The organism is Moorena sp. SIOASIH (assembly GCF_010671925.1).
Classification (GTDB): domain Bacteria; phylum Cyanobacteriota; class Cyanobacteriia; order Cyanobacteriales; family Coleofasciculaceae; genus Moorena.
On record NZ_JAAHIH010000006.1, the window covers coordinates 621,832 to 644,652 of the forward strand.

The 22,821-nt window shown below is 42.3% G+C and carries 22 protein-coding genes and 1 pseudogene; 11 read left to right on the forward strand and 12 right to left on the reverse strand.

Annotation, left to right across the window (positions count from 1 at the left end; genetic code table 11):
* Nucleotides 1–51 precede the first annotated feature (51 nt).
* Nucleotides 52–1,389 carry an AAA family ATPase gene (locus tag F6J90_RS34790; RefSeq protein ID WP_293104575.1) on the reverse strand — a complete coding sequence of 446 codons (1,338 nt, stop codon included), beginning with the start codon at nt 1,387–1,389 and terminating at the stop codon, nt 52–54.
* 136 nt (nt 1,390–1,525) lie between these two features.
* Here F6J90_RS34790 and F6J90_RS34795 point away from each other — a divergent pair, with 136 nt between their 5' ends.
* Together F6J90_RS34795 and F6J90_RS34800 are read left to right on the forward strand one after the other, a co-directional pair.
* Nucleotides 1,526–1,669: a hypothetical protein gene (locus tag F6J90_RS34795; protein ID WP_293104578.1), complete on the forward strand. Its 144-nt coding sequence runs from the start codon at nt 1,526–1,528 to the stop codon at nt 1,667–1,669.
* 62 nt (nt 1,670–1,731) lie between these two features.
* Nucleotides 1,732–2,034: a hypothetical protein gene (locus tag F6J90_RS34800; protein ID WP_293104581.1), complete on the forward strand. Its 303-nt coding sequence runs from the start codon at nt 1,732–1,734 to the stop codon at nt 2,032–2,034.
* 13 nt (nt 2,035–2,047) lie between these two features.
* Here the strand turns inward: F6J90_RS34800 and mraW are convergent.
* Nucleotides 2,048–2,224 (reverse strand): annotated as a pseudogene (mraW, locus tag F6J90_RS34805) (16S rRNA (cytosine(1402)-N(4))-methyltransferase); the annotation flags it as partial.
* A 166-nt stretch (nt 2,225–2,390) separates the two neighbouring features.
* On the opposite strand from mraW, the gene F6J90_RS34810 reads away from it, so the two are divergent.
* Nucleotides 2,391–3,926, forward strand: coding sequence for a cytochrome P450 (locus F6J90_RS34810; RefSeq protein WP_293104584.1), 1,536 nt, complete (start codon nt 2,391–2,393; stop codon nt 3,924–3,926).
* A gap of 5 nt (nt 3,927–3,931) precedes the next feature.
* On the opposite strand, the gene rsmH is transcribed toward F6J90_RS34810, so the two are convergent.
* Nucleotides 3,932–4,846: a 16S rRNA (cytosine(1402)-N(4))-methyltransferase RsmH gene (rsmH, locus tag F6J90_RS34815; RefSeq protein ID WP_293104587.1), complete on the reverse strand. Its 915-nt coding sequence runs from the start codon at nt 4,844–4,846 to the stop codon at nt 3,932–3,934.
* A 330-nt stretch (nt 4,847–5,176) separates the two neighbouring features.
* Between rsmH and F6J90_RS34820 the strand changes: the two genes are divergently transcribed.
* The 6 genes from F6J90_RS34820 to F6J90_RS34845 all read left to right on the forward strand — a co-directional run bounded on the left by F6J90_RS34820 (nt 5,177) and on the right by F6J90_RS34845 (nt 12,088).
* Nucleotides 5,177–5,497 carry a hypothetical protein gene (locus F6J90_RS34820; RefSeq protein WP_293104590.1) on the forward strand — a complete coding sequence of 107 codons (321 nt, stop codon included), beginning with the start codon at nt 5,177–5,179 and terminating at the stop codon, nt 5,495–5,497.
* 148 nt (nt 5,498–5,645) lie between these two features.
* Nucleotides 5,646–5,783, forward strand: coding sequence for a hypothetical protein (locus F6J90_RS34825; RefSeq protein WP_293104593.1), 138 nt, complete (start codon nt 5,646–5,648; stop codon nt 5,781–5,783).
* Nucleotides 5,784–5,812: 29 nt separating this feature from the next.
* Nucleotides 5,813–7,888, forward strand: coding sequence for a dynamin family protein (locus F6J90_RS34830; RefSeq protein ID WP_366513964.1), 2,076 nt, complete (start codon nt 5,813–5,815; stop codon nt 7,886–7,888).
* A 117-nt stretch (nt 7,889–8,005) separates the two neighbouring features.
* Nucleotides 8,006–10,300, forward strand: coding sequence for a dynamin family protein (locus tag F6J90_RS34835; protein WP_366513965.1), 2,295 nt, complete (start codon nt 8,006–8,008; stop codon nt 10,298–10,300).
* Between the two features lie 245 nt (nt 10,301–10,545).
* The gene (locus F6J90_RS34840; RefSeq protein ID WP_293104599.1) at nt 10,546–10,707 is read left to right on the forward strand and encodes a hypothetical protein; all 162 of its coding nucleotides are present in this window, start codon (nt 10,546–10,548) and stop codon (nt 10,705–10,707) included.
* 586 nt (nt 10,708–11,293) lie between these two features.
* A complete protein-coding gene (locus tag F6J90_RS34845) occupies nt 11,294–12,088 on the forward strand; it encodes a hypothetical protein (protein WP_293104602.1) in 795 nt (264 codons plus the stop codon).
* Between the two features lie 223 nt (nt 12,089–12,311).
* Here the strand turns inward: F6J90_RS34845 and F6J90_RS34850 are convergent, their stop codons facing one another.
* From F6J90_RS34850 to F6J90_RS34865, 4 genes are all read right to left on the reverse strand, one after another.
* Nucleotides 12,312–12,671 (reverse strand): hypothetical protein, encoded by a 360-nt coding sequence (locus F6J90_RS34850; RefSeq protein ID WP_293104605.1) that lies wholly within the window; start codon nt 12,669–12,671, stop codon nt 12,312–12,314.
* Between the two features lie 51 nt (nt 12,672–12,722).
* Nucleotides 12,723–13,493 (reverse strand): ABC transporter ATP-binding protein, encoded by a 771-nt coding sequence (locus F6J90_RS34855; RefSeq protein WP_293104607.1) that lies wholly within the window; start codon nt 13,491–13,493, stop codon nt 12,723–12,725.
* Nucleotides 13,494–13,738: 245 nt separating this feature from the next.
* Entirely contained in the window at nt 13,739–14,578 is an 840-nt protein-coding gene (locus tag F6J90_RS34860; RefSeq protein ID WP_293104610.1) for an ABC transporter permease, read from the reverse strand.
* Nucleotides 14,579–14,616: 38 nt separating this feature from the next.
* Nucleotides 14,617–15,678 (reverse strand): ABC transporter substrate-binding protein, encoded by a 1,062-nt coding sequence (locus F6J90_RS34865; RefSeq protein WP_293104613.1) that lies wholly within the window; start codon nt 15,676–15,678, stop codon nt 14,617–14,619.
* 745 nt (nt 15,679–16,423) lie between these two features.
* On the opposite strand from F6J90_RS34865, the gene F6J90_RS34870 reads away from it, so the two are divergent.
* The gene (locus F6J90_RS34870) at nt 16,424–17,983 is read left to right on the forward strand and encodes a response regulator (RefSeq protein ID WP_293104615.1); all 1,560 of its coding nucleotides are present in this window, start codon (nt 16,424–16,426) and stop codon (nt 17,981–17,983) included.
* Here F6J90_RS34870 and F6J90_RS34875 read toward each other — a convergent pair.
* The 3 genes from F6J90_RS34875 to ftsH2 form a co-directional block, all read right to left on the reverse strand.
* Complete coding sequence (locus F6J90_RS34875; RefSeq protein ID WP_293104618.1) at nt 17,919–18,209, reverse strand: hypothetical protein; 291 nt, start codon at nt 18,207–18,209, stop codon at nt 17,919–17,921. The genes F6J90_RS34870 and F6J90_RS34875 overlap by 65 nt on opposite strands.
* Before the next feature lie 96 nt (nt 18,210–18,305).
* A complete protein-coding gene (locus tag F6J90_RS34880) occupies nt 18,306–18,527 on the reverse strand; it encodes a hypothetical protein (RefSeq protein ID WP_293104621.1) in 222 nt (73 codons plus the stop codon).
* Nucleotides 18,528–18,664: 137 nt separating this feature from the next.
* Entirely contained in the window at nt 18,665–20,551 is a 1,887-nt protein-coding gene (ftsH2, locus tag F6J90_RS34885; RefSeq protein WP_293104624.1) for an ATP-dependent zinc metalloprotease FtsH2, read from the reverse strand.
* A gap of 240 nt (nt 20,552–20,791) precedes the next feature.
* Between ftsH2 and F6J90_RS34890 the strand changes: the two genes are divergently transcribed.
* Nucleotides 20,792–21,049, forward strand: coding sequence for a hypothetical protein (locus F6J90_RS34890; protein WP_293104627.1), 258 nt, complete (start codon nt 20,792–20,794; stop codon nt 21,047–21,049).
* A gap of 108 nt (nt 21,050–21,157) precedes the next feature.
* Here the strand turns inward: F6J90_RS34890 and F6J90_RS34895 are convergent, their stop codons facing one another.
* Both F6J90_RS34895 and F6J90_RS34900 read right to left on the reverse strand, forming a co-directional pair.
* Entirely contained in the window at nt 21,158–21,751 is a 594-nt protein-coding gene (locus F6J90_RS34895; RefSeq protein ID WP_293104630.1) for a hypothetical protein, read from the reverse strand.
* 220 nt (nt 21,752–21,971) lie between these two features.
* A complete protein-coding gene (locus F6J90_RS34900; protein ID WP_293104633.1) occupies nt 21,972–22,193 on the reverse strand; it encodes a hypothetical protein in 222 nt (73 codons plus the stop codon).
* Nucleotides 22,194–22,821: the final 628 nt, after the last annotated feature.

Below are 22,821 nucleotides of genomic sequence, written 5' to 3' on the forward strand. Positions count from 1 at the left end.
TGATTCAGCAACGCCAGATACACAGATGCACTCACCTGCCTTTTGGCTACCTTACTGCTGTGAGTCTAGTTGAGCATAGGCGTCTTGAAATTGCTTAATCCCTTTAATCAGGGGATGAACATCGTACCAACACTGTCTTTCTCCTTCGTCATCGAAGTATTGATACTCTAACAAACAGCGATTAAATAATAACTGACGATACTGGTCATTATTGTGTATCTGCTTGGAGCGGTAAACATCAGCTAAAACCGACCATTGTCCATCCTGAACCGTTCGGCGATAGGTATCTCGTGCATCAGTAATGGATCGTTGCACTGCTCTGAGGGAAATGGGTAAGGTTTCGGTGCGAGCAATGGCGGTTTGGATTAATAATAGCAAATTCCGCACATGACCTCCACTCATCAGACACAAGCGCTCTAAGGCTTCTGGACTTTCAAATATGTCTGTTTCTAGGGAGCGATTGGGAGCAAATTGGCCGACTCGCTTGCTAATCACTTCTTTAACTTTATTGAATCCAGGCTGATAGATGTTACCCTCTTTAGTTCGTACCATAATCATCGGTAACACCTGGGCATCACCATAGATGTCTCGCAAATCATTAGCTCGCTTGGAGTACAGCATTGAAATCGGAACTGTGTAGATAATATGGCACTTTAATCCCGTTAATTGTTCACTACGGTCTAAAAAAATTTCTTCATGATTAGTTTGGTTACTCTCTTGGATAACTGGGACAATCCGGTCTAGATTATCGGCAATCACTGCTAATTTAGTACATCCAGCTGGTAAGTTCTGTTTGGCTTCTGTAATAAACTGATTCAACGCCTTTAGGAGAGTAACGGTGTGGGGATTAATTTTCTGTCGAATCTGTTGACGCAATGTTGGTACAGCTCTTAAATTAGCAGTTAGCTTGCCATACTGAGAAATTTTTGCTTCTGCACTTAGTCCATCAAATGCTATTTCAGTTAGAGCCAAATCTTTTAACTCTTGCCAGCGGCTTTCCAGCCAGTTCAGCAACGGCTTGGGATTAGCACTTTCCTTGAGGTCTTCGAGCAAATGGCGAGTACAGGCCAGCAGAATATCGGTATATTGAGTATCTTCGGAATCCACATCTTCTTCATCTGCGGCAAAATACACCACATAGAAGTTATTTTGTTCCAAATATTGCTTCAATCGGAACAATTCTGTAGATTTTCCTGCCCCCCGATGACCTCCATATAAATGATAGGTCTCTCGCTTAGAAAGCAACATCTCTTTCCCTAAATCTACTTGGATCTCTCCATCCCCCCGCACTTCCCGACAATCGACATAAACCGGGTCCCCTGCGGGTAAGGGTTGGGAGGGGTCAAAGGCATTGTAGAGGTTTTCCAGTAAATCAGAGGTGTAAGTCATAGAGGGAACAGGGAGTAGGGAGTAGGGAGTAGGGAGTAGGGAATGATTTAGCTTGTCACATAGCGCTTCCCTTTGTCTGTTTAATTTTTAAAGACCATTACCAGCATTGCTATCAGTAGTAGTTTAACTGGAGGGAGTGGAGAGATGGTGTAATCGGATGACAACCCTAGGTCGCTGCATCGCTTTTATGATACTGTTCGCGTTAATTGTTTTCCCCGATTCCCAATTCCCGATTCCCGATTCCCGATTCCCGACAACTGCTGCTAAGTCTAATCCCTAAACATCAGGAATTTAGAGCAATGGAGCTGTATTAAGTTTTAGATTCACAAAAAGCTCACTATTATGAAACCAGTTAAATCCATGAATGAACTAGTAGAACGGGTATCTAAAGATCCAGAACTTGCGGAAGAAATCAAGAGAGACCCAGTGGAAACTATCCGTAGACTTGGTCCACCTCTAGAAACGGACCGTTGGATTTACCGTATTGTGGTTAGTGCCTTGGGCGGTACCATGCTCGTAACTGTTGCAGGTGCGATCGGACTAGCTGTAGCTGATAAGGATGTTCCTGATATCCTGGTGGGGATTGGCACCGGTTCTTTGGGTTCCTTGGCTGGATTGTTAGCACCTGCCCCATCGCGAGACTAAAGGGCTGAGTGGGCTAGTTTTGAGTGCTCAAGTCTCGTCGCTCTGCGAATCTGAGTTTAGCGGAACGAGCACGAGGGTTATGCTGGATTTCTAAGGCTTGTGCTACAGTTGGCTTTTTGCTTAGCACTCGCAATAGTGAGCAATTATTTGACAAATATCGAAATTTGTGATTAACAATCCGGTCTTCCAAATGTATGGGGAATACAAGATGCGTTCGCGTAGCGTGGCCATTCGCGTAGCGTGGCCCAAAGGCCAAGGCCAATCGCATTCCCTAACTCAGTGGTTGTCTGAATATGGGGGGTTTGACTCGGTAGTAGAATTTACCTAGTACTGTTAATGTCAGGAGAATGTTGAGCATGTTCGAGCATTCATGGACAATTTTAGCTTTCCTTGTCGCAATAGGGATTAGCCTTCTCCTGTGGCGTTGGCAACAACGCCAGCTAGCCTTGCGCTCGATATATGGCCTTCCATCACCCAAGGGGAAATGGCTCACAGGTAACGCCATGGAACTTCTTGCCGCTGCAAAACAAGGAACCTATTCTCTGACAATCTTTCGATGGATGCAGCAATACGGCTCCATGATTTCGCTACGGATCTTCACCAGACCTATGGTGATGGTGGCAAAGCCCCAACTGATTGAAAGCATTTTGACAGAGGGGCAAGCTCAGGGGATATTTACTCGCAGTCCATCCTTTTATCATGCCTACAAAGATGTGTTTGGCGTACATCTCGGAAACCAGGTTGGTGAAGCTTGGAAGTGGCGTCGCCAAACCGCAGCACCAGCTTTCCGAGCCAGTCGATTCACTCAAAAGTTCGATCTCATCCGTCAGGGGTGTCAGCAAGTCATCACACAACTTCAAAGCTCGGCTCAAACAGGCAAAGAGGTTCAAGTTGATCCCTTATTTGTGGACTTGACTATGAATATCATTGCCTACTTTTTCCTAGGTGTTACCTTTGAGAAAACCTCAAACTTTGCAGGGGAACCCCCCTTAGATGCCAAGCGCCTGTATGCAGCTCTTGCACTCCTCGAAAAACATGTACTTTTGCAGACCGCAGGTCGCAGTCGATGGTTTAAGTTTCTCCCTACTTCAGAAGGCCGAGAATACCGACAGGCTCAAGATTATTTACAACAGAATTTAAAGCCTCGGGTCGCGATGGCGTTGCAAGTGGCCAGGGCTTCTGAGGCCGAATCCCCATCAGTCAGTTCGTCATTTCGCGATTCGATGTTGGTTCAATTTGCTAAAAACCCCCAGCATGACCAAGACTCCCTGATGGCAGAGACCCGAGCCTTTATCTTTGCAGGTCATGACACTACTGCTCATACCATGTCCTTTGCAGTCGGGGAGTTGGGGCTTAATCCTGGAGTCTTTCAGGCCGCACAACAGGTTGTGGATGAAGCCTGGGAGAAGGAAGGGGAGCTAAATCTTTCTACTTTGAAACATTTAGACTATATAGAAGCTGTGGTCAAGGAAACATTACGACTCCATCCAGTGGCCACCGGAATCCCCCTAGTCACGACCCAAGAGACAGAATTGGATGGGGTCAAGATGCCAAAAAATGTAGGCGTCGAACCTTTTTTCTGGGCTGCGGGACAGGATCCTGAGATGTTTCCAAAACCGGAAGAATTTCGTCCAGAACGATGGCTGCAAAAGGAAACTGACCAACAGCCACTCCCCCTCCTGTTTGGATTTTCCCGAGGATCTCATTTTTGTGTAGGCGCACCTCTAGCACTTTTAGAAGCAACGGTGATGTTGTCTTTACTCCTGCGTCATTTTAACTGGGAACTTGTAAATGGCCGAGATTCTCTAGAAGATGTTAATCAGTATTTAACAGTATTTCCGCGCGATCGCATGCCGATTCGTTTTGTTTCGAGAACTGAATCCAGAGCTTAGACTTGTTAGTCTTGAATACTCAGCTCTAGTCGCTCTGCGAATCTGAGTTTAGCGGAACGAGCACGAGGGTTAAGCTGGATTTCTTCAGCTTGTGCTACAGTTGGTTTTTTGGTTAGCACTCGCAATAGTGAGCAATTCTTTGACAAATCCCGGAATTTGTGCTTCACAATCCGGTCTTCCAAGCTGTGAAAACTGATAATTCCAAGTCTTCCTCCTGGTTTCAGCCAATGGGGGGCAATGTCGAGAAAGGTTTCGAGGCTCTCAAGTTCCTGGTTGACGACAATCCTTAGGGCTTGAAACACCCGAGTCGCTGGGTGAATCCTGCCATAGCGGTATTTCGGGGGAACACAAGATGCGATCGCATTGGCTAATTCAGTGGTTGTCTGAAACGGACGCTTCTCAACAATCCGGCGTGCCATCCGCCGGGATAACCGTTCTTCCCCATACTTATAAAAAGCATCCGCTAGCCGTACCTCACCCCAATGATTAATAACATCCTTTGCCGTCAGAGACTTGCTTTGGTCCATCCGCATATCTAACTGAGCAGTATGGCGAAAACTAAAGCCTCGCTCTGGTAAATCTAGCTGAGCTGAACTGACGCCTAAATCCGCAATAATACCATCAAATACCCTATCATTAGCCTGATATTCGGCAAAATTTTCCTGCCAGAAGTGAACTCTTCCGCCATAACTGGCTAACCTGGTCTTGGCGGCTGCGATCGCATTAGCATCCCGGTCAATAGCTGTAACCTCCACATCCGGTGCTGCTGCTAAAATTAACTCAGTGTGTCCACCACCACCGACAGTGGCATCTAAGTAATGACCACCAGGACAGACAGCTAGTCCCTCAATTAATTCCTGACTCAATACCGACACATGGAAAAAGGGTGTTGTATTTGCCTGTAATGGTTCATTTTGCATCTGATTCCAGCAATCCTAATGTAAATCCTGAGGATATTAGACCTTCTGGTGTTAATCAGACCAGATTGTCGGGGAACTCTATAACTGTAACCTCTCAACTGTAACCTCTCTAGTTGTGAACAGTGACAAGTCTTACTCAGCAATATGTTCATTAGTAACAACTATAGCGTTGATCATACTTATGACCTATATTGAATCAATTTAGAATTGCTATAGTAGCTAATGACCAATCATAAAGGTACCCCTGTGGGTACTGTCAAACCATGACAGAAGCATCAGACTAGATTTGTCAATCAACCAGGAAATTTTCAGTCAACTAAGGGAAACCCGATGAATTCCAAAGAAGAAAAAGCTAAAGACCTTGAGCTTCGAGAACAAGAACTCCAGCAACGGGAGCGAGAGATTAGACTCCGGGAAATCGAAGCTGAAATTTATCAACAGGAACCACAAGTTCATCAAACCCAGAAGCATGAAAAACCTGAAGGTAAACTAAAAAAGTGGGGCAGAAAGCTAGCTAGATTCGGGAAATTCTTAGCCGTTGTCATTGCCGTTGTTGTCACCATTAGAGTCGCTTATTGGCTTGCCCTAGTGATGATAGTTGGAGGAATTGCCTGGTTAGGGTACGAAATTTTCTGGAAAAATGACGATTGAACAAAAAAATAAAAAGGCAATAAGGTTAAATGAATCAATTCCCAATACTAAAATATTTAAACAGTAACTAATTCCAGAATATCATAAAATTTTATAATAAAGACTTATCAAGTATATTCTAGGGATTATAAATTAATTGTGATAATTTTTGTTCCCTGTTCCCTGTTCCCTGTTCCCTACTCCCTACTCCCTACTCCCTACTCCCTACTCCCTACTCCCTACTCCCTACTCCCTACTCCCTACTCCCTACTCCCTGTTCCCTGTTCCCTTTGAAACCATTAATTAGCTAAGATAAAAATAAATATGGGTACTAAAATGGAAACCACAAATTTTATCCATGAACTCGATCGAGTTGCCAGAGTTCGTGCTGAAATCGCCAGTAATTTAAATCAAATCAAGAACACTCTTGAGCAATCGGAATCCGCAGGGGAGCAAAATTCCGGTAAGTTAGGCTTAGAGAGAGATATTGAAGATATCTATAAAGTCAGTAAAAATTTACAGCAGGGGCGATTCCGACTACTAGTATTAGGGGATATGAAGCGGGGAAAAAGTACATTCCTCAATGCCTTAATTGGTGAGAACTTACTGCCCAGTGATGTGAATCCTTGTACAGCTTTACTGACGGTATTACGCTATGGTGCTCAAAAGAAAGTTACAGTGTACTTTAATGATGAGACACTACCCCAAGAAATTGATTTAGAAAGTTTTAAGCATCGCTATACCATCGACCCAGATCAAGCCAAGCGACTAGAACAAGAGCAAAAGCTAGCCTTTCCCAATGTTAGCCATGCCGTGGTGCAATATCCCTTACCGTTGCTAGAAAAAGGGATTGAAATTGTAGATAGTCCAGGACTGAATGATACGGAAGCGCGCAATGAGTTATCCCTCAGTTACATTAATAATTGTCACGCTATCCTGTTTGTCCTCAAAGCAACTCAGCCCTGTACTCTAGAAGAACGTCGTTATATCGAAAATTATCTTAAAGGTCGGGGATTAACAGTTTTCTTTTTAATTAATGCTTGGGATGAGATTCGTAAGGGATTGATTGACCCGGAAGACTCCGAAGAACTCGCAGCAGCTGAGGAAAAAGTCCGTCAAGTCTTCCAAGCTAACCTGATGGATTATTTTCAAGTAGAGGCACAGACTTATCAGAAACGAGTCTTTGAAATTTCTTCATTGATAGCGTTGCGTCGCCGGGTTAAAAATTCCGAGGATTCTCTTGAAGGAACGGGATTTCCTGAACTGATGGCAGCACTTAATTCATTTTTAACCAAAGAACGTGCGATCGCGGAAATGCGCCAAGCTAAAATCCTAGCTCAGCAAGTCTATAACCATGTCCATGAAGCGATTGAACGGCGTATTCCATTGCTGGATCAGGATGTTAATCAGTTGAAACAGCAGATTAGCGAAGTCGCACCGGAATTTGAGAAACTGACGGAAATTCGCGATCAATTTCAGGAAGAAATCCGAATTACCCGTAACCGTACAGCAAAAGCTGTCGCTAATTCCTTTCGGGACTATATTTTAAATTTAGGTAATACCTTTGAATCGGACTTTGTCCGCTATCAGCCAGATTTAGGCTTTCTGGATTTCCTGCGACAGGGGAAACGGGATGAGTTTAATGCAGCATTTAAGCGAGCCTTTGAACGATACATTAACGAAAAGATTTCGGATTGGGAAGTCACCGCTGAGCAAAAAATAAGTCAAGCATTTTTAGAACTAGCTAGGAGTGCCGCTAATTATGGTGCCATCTATGGTAAGATAGCTGATGCCATGACTGAAAAGTTAATTGGTAAAAAGGTTTACACGAATACCACTATGGATTCAGCAGAAACTTCACCAACCTGGGCCAGTTGGGCGATGGGATTTTTATCCTTAGCTTCAGGTAATGTTGCTGGTGTGTTTCTAGCTGGTGCTGGATTTGATTGGAAAAATATTCTGGTCAATTGGTTTGCTGTGTGGGGAATTACTAGCTTTTTATTGATTTTCACAACAACTTTTACAACAGCATTGATAGGACCATTATATTTTGCTCTGATGGGTCTAGGGGTTGGGGCTTTACAAGCCGATCAAGCTCGCAAACAATTAATTCAAGCTACTAAGAAAGAGTTGGTAAACTATTTGCCTAAGTTGGCTGAGGAGCAATGGCAACCAATTCATGATGCGGTCAACGAGTGTTTTGATGATTATGAACGCCAGGTGATTAAACGATTAAATGATGACATTAAATCCCGGAAGGATGAGTTGGATAATTTGGTAGAGCAAAAAGAGTCTAATCAAGTTAATCGCGAGACTGAGTTAAAGCGTCTGAGAAGTTTGGATGCTGACGTATTGTCTAAGGTTAATGGTATTGAATCCGTTTATGGGTACTTGCTAGCAGCTCCAATGTAAGCATTCAAGGGAGTAGGGAGTAGGGAGTAGGGAGTAGGGAGTAGGGAGTAGGAAGTGTTGAAACCATTAATTAGCTAAGATCAAACTATAGCATTTCTAAATAGATCATGAAAACGAATGCTAATTGAGCATAACACCAAAAACTACTCGCATCTCTTGACTACTCTTCCCTGTTCCCTGTTCCCTATTCCCTGTCTTGATGCAGTCGCTCATGGGGGAAACCACGGCAGTCGCTCATGGGGGGGACCCCCAAGACCGCGCTGCCTCCCCAAGACCGCGCTGCATCGCTTTTTCTATCAACCCTATCTTTACATCTCCAATAGAAATACTAGAACTATGAGTACTAAAATCGAAACCACAAATTTTCTCCATGATCTCGATCGAGTTGCCACGGTGCGTGGTGAAATAGCTGGTTACTTGAGTCAAATCAGTGCCATACTGGAACAATCGGAATCCGCAGGAGAGCATAATTCCGGTAAGTTAGGCTTGGATAGAGATATTGAAGATATTTCTAAAGCTAGTAAAAATTTACAGCAGGGGCGATTTCGACTACTGGTATTAGGGGATATGAAGCGGGGAAAAAGTACATTTCTCAATGCCTTAATTGGTGAGAATTTACTCCCCAGTGATGTCAATCCTTGTACAGCTTTACTGACAGTTTTACGCTATGGTGATCAAAAGAAGGTGACAGTGTACTTTAATGATGAAACACCACCAGAAGAAATTGATTTTAAATCCTTTAAGCATCGCTATACCATCGACCCAGCTGAAGCAAAGCGATTGGAACAACAGAAGAAGCTAGCCTTTCCGAATGTTAGTCATGCCATAGTGGAGTATCCCTTACCGTTGCTAGAGAAAGGGATTGAAATTGTAGATAGTCCAGGACTAAATGATACGGAAGCGCGCAATGAGTTATCCCTCGGTTACATTAATAATTGTCACGCTATCCTGTTTGTCCTCAGAGCAACTCAGCCCTGTACTTTAGGAGAACGTCGTTATCTAGAAAATTATCTAAAAGACCGGGGATTAACGGTTTTCTTTCTAATTAATGCTTGGGACCAGATTCGGGAAAGTTTGATTGACCCGGATGATACAGAAGAATTAGAAGAAGCTGAAGATAGACTGGGGCGAGTATTTCAGGCTAACTTGGCAGACTATTGTCAGGTAGATGGCTATGATATCTATGATGAACGAGTGTTTGAAATATCAGCAATTAATGCCCTGCGCAAGCGAGTTAAAAATCCAGAGGTGTCTCTTGATGGCACAGGGTTTCCAGAGTTTATGGGAGCACTCAATACATTTTTAACGAAGGAACGAGCAATTTCTGAATTACGACAAGCGAGAACCTTAGCCCGTCAAGGGAGTAACCATGTTCATGAAGCTATTGAACGTCGCATCCCCTTGCTAGAGCAAGATTTAAATGAATTGAAGGAACGGATTAGTTCCGTTGAACCAGAATTTAATAAACTCAAGGATATTGGTGAGCAATTTAAGGATGAAATTAAAGCGGTTCGGGATAGTAAAGCAAAAGCGATAGCAGATTCATTTCGTACCTATGTTTTAAATTTAGGTAATACCTTTGAGTCGGATTTTTTATACTATCAACCTGAACTCCGATTTATGGATTTATTGAGTACAGGGAAACGAGAAGCCTTTGAATCAGAGTTGAGACAGGCATTTGAACGGTATATTAATGATAAATTGTCAGAGTGGAGTAAGACAGCTGAAAAAGAGATGGATGCTGCCTTTGCTCAGCTATCTCGCAGTGCAGTAACCTACGGTGCTTCCTATACTAAAGTCACGGATAAAATTAATCAAAAATTAACCGGACAAACCGTAAGACCTGTCAGCAACTACACTACAGAAGATAACGCTCCCGCTTGGGCAAAATGGGCAGCAGGATTATTTTCCTTAGCTAGGGGTAATCTAGCAGGAGTCGCCATGGCTGGAGCTGGTTTCGATTGGAAAAATATTGTGCTGAATTTCATCACAGTCATGGGAATTGGTGGCATCATTACCTATGTTTCTGGGATTGCTCTCGGACCAGTGGGTCTAGCCTTATTAGGATTAGGGGTTGGAGTCGTGCAAGCCGATCAAGCTCGTAAGGAATTGGTGAAAGCAGCTAGAAAAGAGTTGGTGAAATATTTGCCTCAGGTAGCACAAGAGCAATGGCAACCAATTTATGATGCTATCAAAGAATGTTTTGATATGTATGAGCAGGAAGTAACTGAGCGGATGGATGATGATATTAAAGCTCGCAAAGCGGAATTAGATAATTTAATGAAACAAAAAGAATCTCGTGAAATTAATCGGGAGCAAGAATTAGCTCGGTTGAAACAGTTAGAGGCTGATGTAGCTTCTCAAGCCCAAAAGGTTGAGACCGCTTATCAGAATTTTGTGAATGCGATTTAAGCATTCAGCTGTCAGCCATCAGTGGTCAGTAGTCAGTGGTCAGTAGTCAGTGGTCAGTAGTCAGTGGTCAGCCGTTGGCCTTTGGCACCTCAACTAGCGCTAATCGCTGTTCGCGTAGCGTGCGCGTAGCGCTTAAGCTTATAGCTTACAATGGGGAGCATGTCAACTTAGTAGTACAAAAGTACTAAAAAACTCATGAGTGCTACTGAAGCCCCGAAAACACTGTAGTTCAAGGGTCTGCATAAGTGACATGCGGTGACATGCTCCCTGAGTTTTTCGTGAGATATGAGTTTTATGAGTTTTTCTATGAGTTTTTCTATGAGTTTTTTTATGAGCTTTTACATGAGTTTTATGAGTTTTTCTATGAGTTTTGGGAGTATGTAAATTTAGTAGTATATATGTACTAAACACTCATGACTGCTACTCAAGCCCCGAAAACACTGTAGTTCAAGGGTTTGTAGTTCAAGTGTTCTTACAAAATTGACCTGCTCCCCAAAGATTCGGCGCTTTGTGACATGCTCCCTGAGTTTTTCGTGAGATATGAGTTTTTCTATGAGTTTTTCTATGAGTTTTTACATGAGCTTTTACATGAGTTTTATGAGTTTTTCTATGAGTTTTGGGAGTATGTCAACTTTATAGTATATATGTACTATAACGCTCATGACTGCTACTCAAGCCCCGAAAACACTGTAGTTCAAGGGTTTATAGTTCAAGTGTTCTTACAAAATTGACCTGCTCCCCAAAGATTCGGCGCTTTGTGACATGCTCCCTGAGTTTTTCGTGAAATATGAGTTTTTCTATGAGTTTTTCTATGAGTTTTTCTATGAGTTTTATGAGGTTCAGAGATATAAAACAGGGCTACTATTATTTTGTTCTCACAAATTGATGGGGAGCAAGTCTATGTTCCAGAACAAATGAACTATGTACCATAGGAGCTTGGCTTTTACCCATGAGGGGGCTATAGCTTTAGTACAAATGTTCTGCATAAGTGACATGCTCCCCAGAGGACTTATACAACTAGCACATTTTTTTACTGTTATTAAATGTGCTTTAGCAAAACCAAAAAAAAGGAGTAAATTGATGCTAAAAGTATTCCAGCGTTTTACTGTCATACTTTTATCGGTTACATTGATTTTTGTTTCGCTAGCAACGAAACCCGCGCTAGCTAGCCCTTATGAGATCAAAACCCTAACAAAGGTATATGTAGTTGAAGATGAATATGAATATAATGACATCGTGAACGAAGTACACTATGAATGGGGTACTCAATTAATAGTTCCAAATACTGATCATATATGTACTGATGGCAAAACTGATGCTATTGCTGTTTATGTGAATGTGGATGGATATCATCCTATAGACATAGGATCTAAGCATACAATTCCAGTACCACAAGGTTTGACTACACTTGTAATCGGTCAACCTAAACGGTTTTATGATGGGATTGGATCTGCAGATACACGAGTTATACCTGTAATAGACAACCGTCAAGACATTCAGGAAATATTAGATAATCAGGGTGAAGGCTTTTTGGTTTTTTCTCCTGAATACTTGGTCGGTGCATACGGCCTAACTTGTAATGATGTGCAAGACTTCCCAATAACTGGAGAAACGGACTTAATAGAATTTATTTTCGATTCTACTGGATTGGATATTCCTCCAATAAAACCCATTACTATTTCACCAAATAACCCACCCCTATTTGTAGTTGTTACTCAAAGCGAACTGTTATCTAAGGACTTTTATGATGCATTAGAAAGTGCGGATTTTTCACTAATTACTCAGTGATAGAAGTCAACCTATCGGAAATTGACTAATAATTAATACATATCATTACATTGCCTGATTTACATCATTTTAGGCAATTTTTTTTTAAGTAAATATTATAAAATAACCTTGAAAACTGCGGCTCTTCCGTACTTGTTATGCTAAATTAATACTTTGACGAAGGGAGCAGGGAGCAGGGACTTCGGAGCAGTGCAAAGAGGCAGTATTTAGCAATTTTTGTTAATTAAATAGGCTCAGAACCCTTGTATAGTAAGCTTTCTGATTTTTTTAAGCTGAAATTTAGCATAGCAGGTACTGAAGAACCAAAACTGCTATACAGCCTTAACTTGTCACCAGTGCGCATATCTTGTAGGTTGGGTTTCGCTTTTGGTAGCTTCCCTTGAGATTTTGACCAAAGGTGGGTAGGAAGGTTGGCTTGGTTGACAAACTCATTAATTAATAAGACAGGACTCATATATCCTCCATATATAGCGTTTATCATAGCTATGAGGTAGACATTATTTTTTACCTCTTCCCTCTTCTCTCTTACCTGCTCCCTGCTCCCTGCTCCCTGCTCCCTAAAACCCCGAAATTTGTACCTCACAAGTCGTAGAATTGCTATAAAATAGCCACTATCTCCAATTAATAACCATGATCAAATCTGCAAAGCTTGAATTACTTGCCGTTTCAATTCCACAAATTCCAGGGTTAGCTTTGTATCCAGAGTACGAACAGCTGGCAAATCAATCATAATCTTATCCCGGATATAACCGGGATGAGTTCCCATCACATAGATACCCTGGGATAAGAACACCGCTTCTTCCACATCATGGGTAATCATCAAAACAGTAATATGGGTCTTCTGCCAAAGTCCAAGGAAGAATTCCTGCAATTCCTCCTTAGTTTGGGCATCTAAGGCTCCAAAGGGCTCATCCATCAACAGCACTTCCGGTTCATTAGCCAACGCTCGTGCGATCGCAACCCGTTGTTTCATCCCCCCTGACAGCTGTTTGGGGTAGGCATTAGCAAAGCGGCTTAGACCGATTACATCCAAATAGTAAGCAATCCGTTCTTGGGATTCCCCCTTAGGCAATCGTTGTAACCTCAGACCAAAACCGATATTATCAGCAATCGTTAGCCAGGGAAATAGGGTATAGTTCTGGAAGACCATGCCCCGATCCCGACCAGGACCTAAAACCACCTCACCATCTACCTTTACATGTCCTTTAGAGGGAGGAATTAGTCCAGCGATAATGTTGAGCAAGGTTGATTTGCCGCAGCCAGAGGGTCCAACTATACAGACAAATTCATTCGCCTCAAGATCGAGATTAATATCCTTTAGCACTACCAATTCTTCCCGTCGGTGGCGAAAACTTTTGGAAAGAGCGCACACCTGTAGCTTAGGCAAATTGTGATTATTGGTCATTTTCAAAGGGGGCATCTCATATTTGTAAAAAAGAAGGGGAAGTGTGGGAATCGGGAATCGGGAATCGGGAATCGGGAATCGGGAAAATATCTGAAGCTATCAGCTGAATCCTTACCCTTGGCCAATAGGCCACGCTACGCGAACAACCTTATTAACCCTTAAACCTTCAACCTTAAACCTTCAACATTCAACCTCCAACCTTCAACCCTATTTAACCTTCAACCTGATTCAACCTTCTTAAACCTTTAACGCTCAACAAATTGCTCCGACCAAGGAACAGTTAAGCGGAAAAGCAACCTAAACCCAAAATCCAGCATTAACCCAATGAGTCCAATGACTAAAATACAAAAGAGCACTTTATCTGTCTCTAGGAATCGTTGAAAATAGATAATCTTGAAGCCCAAACCATTTTCAGCAGCAATTAATTCCGCAATCACAAGAAAATTCCAAGCACCAGCAACATTAACCCGCATCGTATCAATAATATTTGGTAGAGTTGCTGGTAGAATCACTCGAAATAATACATCAACCCGATTCGCCCCCAAGGTGTAAGCCACATTGAGCATTTCATCAGGAATGAACTTGACAGCATCAGCAATCATTATCGCGTTGTAGAACACAATTCCCAAGAAAATAATTAGGATCTTTGCGGTTTCCCCTAACCCTGCCCATAGAACAATTAGGGGCATAAACGCTGCCACTGGCATATAGCGTACAATACCGACAATCGTACCAAACAGGCTCTCCATGCTGTAAAATGTCCCCATGGCAATGCCAATGGGAATACCAACTACTGCCGCAAACAGAAAACCAACTAGCACACGGGTGAAACTGGCGATAATATCAGTCAGTAATTCCTCTTCTGTCAACATTTTCCAGCCAGCTTTCAGGACAACCATCGGACTTGGCAGGAATCTTGGGTCTACTAATTCTTGATAGCTTAGGAAGATCCAAACTAGCAGGGGTACCACTAAGGCAATGATGGTGAGCAGGACACTGAGCCAGCCAGGAAAGCCCTGACGGATACTCCAAAATACGGATGGTCGTAGATAACGTTTGCGGGGAGAAGATATAGGTTGTGGCACAGGGGTCTTAACTGACAGCAAATTTAGATAATATTTTTCTAGAATGTTTCTAAAGCGGCTTTCACAAATTTCGGTTCCAGAAATTGCTCCATATCAGGAATAGTATCAATGTTGCCTTGCTTTGCCAAAAACCTCGCCATATCCATCAAGGGCTCTAGTAAGTAGGAATCACTCTGCTTATTTCCTAGCATCTCCAGATTGGCACGAGCATCTGGGAGACTAATCCCTTTTAGATCAGCAGCTAGAGTATCTGGCTCAATTTTCAACTCCTTAGCTGCGATCGCTAACCCTTGCGATGGATTTTGATTGAGAAACCCTAGTCCTTTGAAAACCCCTTTGACAAAGGCTTCCACCGCCTCCGGGTTGGCTTCGATATACTCAGTGGCAAACAGATAAACATCAGTAATCGCTGTTGGTATTTGGGACGAGTCATAGATAATGCGTCCATCAGGTTGAGCCAAGTTAGCCTGTTTTAGGAATGGTGCATAGGTAACAGCAATGTCCACATTCCCCACCTGGTAAGCTGCTGCTGCTCCCGCTGGATCCACGTTCACCAAGGTAACATCAGCTTCACTCAACCCAACTGCTGTGAGTACTTTTAGTAGAAAGAAATGGCTAACTGCCCCTTTTTCAACAGCAATCTTCTTGCCCTTAAAGTCCTTAATGCTACTAATACTGTTCCGGGCTAAGATGCCATCCCCACCAACGGAGTTATCCTCTACCAAAACAATGCGATAGTCTTTGCCCTTAGTTGCCAATAAGACTGCTTCAGAGGTTACAGGGGCAATAGCATCCAGTTTTCCTGCTAAAAAGGCAGAGATATAATCGGGATTATACCCAAAAGTTTTCAGGTCAACCCTTAGCCCCAGTTCCTCAAAGAAGCCTTTTTTGAGCGCAATCAAAAGAGGAGTCAAACCAATCCAAGTGGTCACCCCTAGAGAGAAAGACATTGATGGGCTGGGCTTAGCATCAGCCAAGTCATTCCCAGAAGATGCTTGCTGTAAGGGAGTACATGCCCCCAAGATAACGCTGCTGGATGCGAAGATTAGCCATTGCAGAGTTTGACGCCTTGAGCACAACTTGAGTCTTTGTAGAACCATATCATCTTCCGTTATATCCGTTACATGGGTTAACCCATCCGGTCGCAGTTAACTTGTCCCTGAAGACGGTATATAAAATAACATTTTGTTATATTTTTGGGGTGAGGGGTTGCACCCCTCATTATTTGTGTTATATTTAGATCAGTAGATGCACCCTGATGATTAAGAGAGCCGCAGTTGTGACTCTCTTATTTTTTTTTAGGGTCAGAGGGGAAGAGTGGGAAGAAGCAGACCAGAGGAAAGAAATTTGGTGTGTGCCTCACTAGAATTTGGGTAGGCTATGCATTGACTCAAAGTTACTATTAACAGTCAACAGTCAACAGTCAACAGTCAACAGTCAACACTTTGAGTAATTTCTGCTAGATCTTAATTGACTGCAAACTCAAAAAAATACCCAAAAATACGGTTTTGGTAACTAGAGATGATCCAGGAAGATAAAGCTGAGTACTTTTATACCTTCTCAAACTACCATCCTCTGTACTCTAACAATCAGATTTGATTCGTCAACTAAATTTTTCCTGTGAGCATCATGCTCATGCAGGCAAAATTACTGTGCTAAGGTTCACAAATATAGCAATTTTTATCAAGGTTTTTACAAGTACTTTAGGTTAGGCAATCAGTTAAAAATTCTGATTAATAAGATTTAATAACTCTTATTAAATTTATCAAGACTTAGCAATTAAATTAATAACTATTGATTGTTATTAAAAACTATGAAAAATAAACAGTGTAAAATAGCTTAACTATGATTAATCCTGAACAAAACCATCCTCCTATAATCCTGGTCGCCGATGATGATATACAAACGCGGACAATGCTGCGTAAAATTATGGAAAATGAGGGATATAACGTCGAAGATGTAGGGGATGGGGAGCAGTGTCTGGCAACTTATACTGAGCTAAAACCGGATATAGTCTTACTGGATGCTATGATGCCAGTGATGGATGGGTTTATGTGTTGCGCCCAAATCCAAAAGCTACTTAAAAATGAATCAACACCAGTATTAATGATTACTGGACTTAATGACCAAGCTTCCGTTGATTGGGCATTTGAAGTCGGAGCAACGGATTATATAACTAAACCCATCCAACCATCAGTTCTAAGGCAGCGTGTCCGTCGTCTGATCCAAGCTAATCGAGCAGAAAAAAGCTTACGGGAGAGGGAGAAACAATATCGTTCTGTGGTAGAAAGTGTTAAAGAAGTGTTTTTTCAAATCGATGCCACTGGACACTGGATATTTCTCAATTCTGCCTGGACTACTTTCACTGGCTTTACTGTAGAAGAAAGTCTAGGTAAAAATTGCCTAAAATTTATTGATCCTGATGATCAGGAACGTTATCAACAATTGTGGCAGTCTCTAGTCAAGGGTGAAAAGGATTCCTTTAAACATGAAATAAGATATGTTACCAAAACAGGGAAGTGCCGCTGGGGGGAGATTAATATTCATTCAAGCTTAATTATTGATGGTGTGGTGACCGGTTTTTCTGGTATGCTACAAGACACCACTGAACTTAGAAAAGCTCAAGCTTTAGAAAAAGAGAAAATAAAATTGGAAGCGGATATCCAAGAACGAGAACGTCGCTCAGAAATCATTCGCAAATCTCTAGAGCAGGAAAAAGAACTCAGTGAACTTAAATCTCGGGTTATTAGTACGATATCTCATGAGTTTCGTACTCCACTGATGATGATTCAATCTTCTACTGAATTACTAGCTAAGTACAGTGAAAAATTGTCAGAAGATAAAAAATTGAAACATTTTAAACAAATTGGATGGGCGGTTGAACACATGAACCAACTCCTGACCAATGTGATCTTCCTAGATAAAACTGAATCAGGGGAACTTGATTGTCATCCTGAATACTTGAATCTAGATAAACTATGCCAAAAAATCCTTAATAATTTACAGCTTACGTTAAATAGTGACTATAAAATTGATTTTTCCAGTCAGAGTCATTCTAGTAAAGTTAATTTAGATGAACAGCTAGTTGGACAAATTTTGACTAATATACTATCTAATGCGGTAAAATATTCTCCCCAAGGAGGAATCATTAAATTTGACGTATTTTGTCAGCCAGAAGAAGCTATTTTAACTATTCGCGATTCAGGGATTGGTATTCCAGCAAAAGAAAAGCAACGAGTGTTTGAATCTTTCTATCGAGCCACTAATGTTGGTGCTATAAAAGGAACAGGGTTAGGTCTGGCTATTGCTAAAAAATGTGTTGAATTGCATCGGGGTAAGATTAAAGTGGACAGCGAAGTTGGTGTGGGAACAAAGTTTCAAGTAATCTTGCCATATTTGGATTAATCAATATAGGGGTTTTAAATTGGGTGAGGTAGTTTAGTAAAGGGAACAGGGAACAGGGAGTAGGGAGTAGGGAGTAGGGAGTAGGGAGTAGGGAGTAGGGAGTAGGGAGTAGGGAGTAGGGAGCAAGGGGAAGAAAATTCGCTATACTTGATTGCTCAAGAAAACCGCTATATTCAATGAACAAAATTACAACAATCCCCGACTTCTGAACAAGCCGGGGAAGCATAGTAGGTAATTGCATGGGTTCGATGCCCATTCAACTACCAATTAAATTTTGCTGTAACCGATACTTTTTAGCTACCAAAGTCTACCAAGATAAACTTTAGCCCGCCAATGCAAGCTGATTGCTCAGCCAGGGGGTATCTCCCAAAGCACAGTGAGGCGAGGGATTGCTCGCCTCACTGTGCGCCATCATAAAAGTGCGTAAACCAGATCCAATCTCACTAAAAAACCCTTGGTTTTCGGGAAATTTATTGAATTGAGACAAGGTCATTGCACTAATTTCATAGTTAAAGTATAGCAAATTACTTGAGGCAATGGCCAAGCTTTGTGATACTTTTGCCTACTGTCCACTAACCTCAAACCTTCAACATTAAACCTTAAACCTTAAACCTTCAACCTTAAACCTTCAACCTTCAAGCTTAAACCTTCAACCTTCAACCCTCAACAGTCAACAAGCCCTTATAACTGAGGTACATACTGTGGCTTTTCAGGCACATTGGTGTACTCAGCTACAATTTGACGGAACTCATCACCATCAATAGTTTCTTTCTCAATCAACAGATCCACCAATCGGTCAACCGCATCTCGATTCTGCCGAATGATCTCTCGTGCTTCTTGATGGCAATGTTCTACAATTTGACGAACTTGCTGATCAATCCGAGCAGCAACCTCTTCAGAGTACTCTGCCCTAGACATTAATCCCGCACCGAGAAAGACTTCTCCCTCTTGGCTTTCCAAGGACAGAGAACCTAAGTCACTCATCCCGTAGCGAGTTACCATTTGCCGTGCGATCCCAGTCAACTGCTGCAAATCACCACCGGCACCAGTAGTGACTTCAGCATGACCGAATACTTCTTCTTCCGCAGCTCGACCCCCTAAAGCTCCAGTAATCCGAGCCAAAAGCTGAGCTCTGGTAATTAAACCTTGCTCTTCACTAGGAGTAAACCAGGTTAGACCTTGAGCTTGTCCCCGAGGAATCAGGGTAACTTTCTGTACGGGGTCGTGATCCTTGACTAGGGTACCAATAATAGCGTGACCAATTTCATGATAAGCAATCAATCGCTTGTTCTTGCTATCTACCAAGGGAGTACCTTCCATTCCAGCCACTACCCGGTCAACCGCATCATTAATTTCCAGCATTGTAATCGCTTCTTTGCGACGGCGAGCAGTCAAGATAGCGGCTTCATTGAGGAGGTTGGATAAATCAGCACCAGTGAATCCAGGAGTCCGTCTTGCGATCACTTCGATGGAAATTTCTGAAGCCAGTTTTTTATCCCGAGCATGTACTTCCAAAATCTTAATCCGCCCTTTCAGGTCTGGGGGATCTACCATCACCTGGCGGTCAAAGCGTCCGGGACGTAACAGAGCTGTATCCAGCACATCCGCACGGTTAGTAGCCGCAATCACGATAATGCCAGTGTTTCCTTCAAACCCGTCCATTTCCGTCAGCAATTGGTTTAGGGTTTGCTCCCGTTCATCATTACCACCGCCAATTCCAGCTCCCCGTTGCCGTCCTACCGCATCAATTTCATCGATAAATATCAAACAAGGGGCATTTTCCTTAGCTTTTTTGAACAAGTCACGAACCCTAGAGGCACCAACACCCACGAACATTTCCACGAATTCGGAACCAGAGATGCTAAAGAAAGGCACTCCTGCTTCACCAGCGATCGCTTTTGCTAATAGGGTTTTACCAGTTCCTGGAGGACCGACCAGCAGCACCCCTTTTGGTATTCGTGCTCCGACAGCGGTAAAGCGTTCCGGTTGCTTGAGGAATGTAACTACTTCTTCGAGTTCCTCTTTGGCTTCTTCGATACCGGCCACATCATCAAACAGGACCCCAGTTTTCGCTTCCATCATGAACCGCGCCCGGGATTTCCCGAAATTCATCGCTTGACCAGGACCACCATTCATGTTGCTGGAGCGACGGAATAGGAAAAATAATCCCGCAATCAAGAGAATCGGAAAAATTAAATTCCCCAGCAGTCCCCAAATTGCTCCATCATTGCGAGCGGGATGGGATGTCAGAGCAACATTAGACTCTCTGAGCTTAGAAATCAGTTCCGGGGCACTAATTGGCAGATCTACTCGCAGCCGTTGTAAGCGGTTATCGAGATCCACATCCACAGCTTCTACAATCGCTGTGCGACCACTATCATAGAGGTCAACACTCGTGACTCTACCGGAATCAAGATAGTCCAAGAAGCGACCATAGGTCATGCGAGTACTGGCGGCATTATTACCCATATTGCCGGTAGTACTGGCAAATGTTCCCTGCCAAAAGAAAAAACCAATGACTAGGGCAGGTAATGTCCAGAGTAGGAGTATTCTCCAAGAAAATTTCATGTGTTATTCGCCTCTATTACTGGTAACGAATGCTGGTATCACCCTGTGAGGGAGGATCTGATTACAAAGCAAATCAAGATCAAATATCCATTCAATACCCTAAAACCGTTTGCTTATAGTATGTTTGTATTTTTTGGTCAATACCCATGAGGGTTATTGCCACATAACTGGTGATAACACAAGTTATTGTAACGTTATTTTAACTAAATTTAACATAAATCTCATTCTGTGAGCAAGGGAGTGATAGCAAGGCTTGTAATCGTGTTTCCCAGGAGGGTGGAAGATGTGGGAGGTGTGGGGAGGGTGGGAGGAGAGAGAAGAGAGAGAGGAGCCTGGGGGTGGCTCACAGGGGTAGGTTTTTTACAGGAGGGTCAAACATGGGACTACCCAGAGGGGGAGGAAGAGGAAGACAACGAAGAAGCGATGCAGCGCGGCGCTGCATCGCTTCCCTACACCCCACACCCCACACCCCACACCCCACACTCACGTCTTTGTTAAAAACCTACCCTTATGAGCAGTATGGGATTGGGACTATTCAGGCGAAGATAGTTCTGTAGTCAGTTATCCACAGGGAATAGAGCAGTGCAATTACCTTAATTTATGTTTTCATAGACCCTTACCCTTTCCATAATGAACATGAGTACAAAAAAATGAATGAGGATCTGTATATTTTTTGTAAAATCCCTGTGAACGATAATTAAACTTGTTTTCACAATAATGCTTGAAATCAAGTCCTTCTTCTCTTTTATTTATTTTAACTAATCCTCCTTCGTTAACTTCCCGTACTTGAAAGACACATTTCCAACGAAAAACAGGCCACAATTCCTTACCTTCAGATAATTCGGCTTTACTATCTATAAATTCTTCATTAGGCTTTAAAGATGCTTTGATACCACTTTCTAAAGTTTTACATACATCATCCATAATTATCTGGTGTTCAAAATATTCTTGTGGCTTGGCAATTTCTCTGGCAATTTCAGTTGCATTTTCACCAGTTAAAAGCACTAAAAAAAACAGCAAAAAATTACTCACTATAGGTGGATAATGAGATATTTTGTTTAATAGGTAAGGATGATTAATAATCTCAATTAACTTATTTACTAAATTCTCTTTATCTCCAGTTGATGATTTAGAGTTGGTATTTTGCTGCTCAGGTGTTTGGTTTTCTTGCTGTTGCTCAGGTGTTTGGTTTTGTGTCATGTCTGTTTTTCAATCCTCAGTGCTTAGCAATGAGAACACCTGTAAAACTGGGTGCATCTCAAAGTTGCAAATCAATAATTCAGGTAACGGGATAATAAAGGTTTCAGCCTTATTACCCTTTTTGTAAAAATGAGATGCACCCGCTTTAGTAAAACTAGAGGTAATGGTCAAAGGTTTCTAGTACCTTTTGAAATATTTTGGTCAAAGAAACAGCCCACCCCTACCAGATCCGCCCCCCTAGATTCGTCTCAGTTTCTTCAAAGGGTTGGGCAAGGGAGAGTGGCTGTGCTGGAGTGCATCTCAGTTTTGAAATTAGACAAAAATTCGGGCGAAAATTCCCGCGCCCGGGCCCCACACTCCCCACACTCCCCACACTCCCCACACTCCCCACACTCCCCACACTCCCCACACTTGCGATATTTTTTACAAATATGAGATGCACCCCTGTGCTGTGTCGTCACCACAGCTAGCGGCACTCAGACGCGCGATTAAAACTGGTTAGATCGATACTGACTTCGGGCTTCTGTGGTTCTATGTTTTCAGCCATGGTCTATCTCTTTCGGAAGTCCTAGTAGTTTGCAAATAGACGCGCCCCTGGTTAGTAGATAATTTCTGTTTAAACTTGCGTATGAGTATTATGAGCATATTTAAATATACTTTTCATAAAAATAATGTGAGGCAGATCACAGGAAATTATTGTTTTCTGTAGACCTATTGCAAAAGTATTTCGTGGTATAATAATTGGTTTGGCAATTTTTGATTTAGCGATCGCTTAAGACTAACAAACTTGCTTTGTACTCTCTTTGTGTATAAGCCTAAGTAGGTGGGTTTAATTATCCGTAAAATAGCGAGTGAGATTCAAAATGGTGAAAACCTCTTGACTACAGGCTTCCAGCTTCATTCTCGGATTCTGAGTTTTAACGTTTATTTATGCCCACCTACTTAGTACACAATCAAGCTAATTTTTACCAAAACCTTAATTATAACTAAAAATAGTTTTGCAATAGGTCTTGTGACTTGGGCAGTGCGCGATCAGATTCTTTTGCTGTTTTTTGTAAAAGTCCCCTAAG

What these genes read in the sequence shown, in the direction of transcription:
- F6J90_RS34790 (WP_293104575.1), bottom strand. Translation starts at nt 1,389, where the DNA reads ATGACTTACACCTCTGATTTACTGGAAAACCTCTACAATGCCTTTGAC.
- F6J90_RS34800 (WP_293104581.1), top strand. Translation starts at nt 1,732, where the DNA reads ATGAAACCAGTTAAATCCATGAATGAACTAGTAGAACGGGTATCTAAA.
- F6J90_RS34810 (WP_293104584.1), top strand. Translation starts at nt 2,391, where the DNA reads ATGTTCGAGCATTCATGGACAATTTTAGCTTTCCTTGTCGCAATAGGG.
- rsmH (WP_293104587.1), bottom strand. Translation starts at nt 4,846, where the DNA reads ATGCAAAATGAACCATTACAGGCAAATACAACACCCTTTTTCCATGTG.
- F6J90_RS34820 (WP_293104590.1), top strand. Translation starts at nt 5,177, where the DNA reads ATGAATTCCAAAGAAGAAAAAGCTAAAGACCTTGAGCTTCGAGAACAA.
- F6J90_RS34830 (WP_366513964.1), top strand. Translation starts at nt 5,813, where the DNA reads ATGGAAACCACAAATTTTATCCATGAACTCGATCGAGTTGCCAGAGTT.
- F6J90_RS34835 (WP_366513965.1), top strand. Translation starts at nt 8,006, where the DNA reads ATGCTAATTGAGCATAACACCAAAAACTACTCGCATCTCTTGACTACT.
- F6J90_RS34845 (WP_293104602.1), top strand. Translation starts at nt 11,294, where the DNA reads ATGCTCCCCAGAGGACTTATACAACTAGCACATTTTTTTACTGTTATT.
- F6J90_RS34855 (WP_293104607.1), bottom strand. Translation starts at nt 13,493, where the DNA reads ATGACCAATAATCACAATTTGCCTAAGCTACAGGTGTGCGCTCTTTCC.
- F6J90_RS34865 (WP_293104613.1), bottom strand. Translation starts at nt 15,678, where the DNA reads ATGGTTCTACAAAGACTCAAGTTGTGCTCAAGGCGTCAAACTCTGCAA.
- F6J90_RS34870 (WP_293104615.1), top strand. Translation starts at nt 16,424, where the DNA reads ATGATTAATCCTGAACAAAACCATCCTCCTATAATCCTGGTCGCCGAT.
- F6J90_RS34875 (WP_293104618.1), bottom strand. Translation starts at nt 18,209, where the DNA reads ATGCTTCCCCGGCTTGTTCAGAAGTCGGGGATTGTTGTAATTTTGTTC.
- ftsH2 (WP_293104624.1), bottom strand. Translation starts at nt 20,551, where the DNA reads ATGAAATTTTCTTGGAGAATACTCCTACTCTGGACATTACCTGCCCTA.
- F6J90_RS34895 (WP_293104630.1), bottom strand. Translation starts at nt 21,751, where the DNA reads ATGACACAAAACCAAACACCTGAGCAACAGCAAGAAAACCAAACACCT.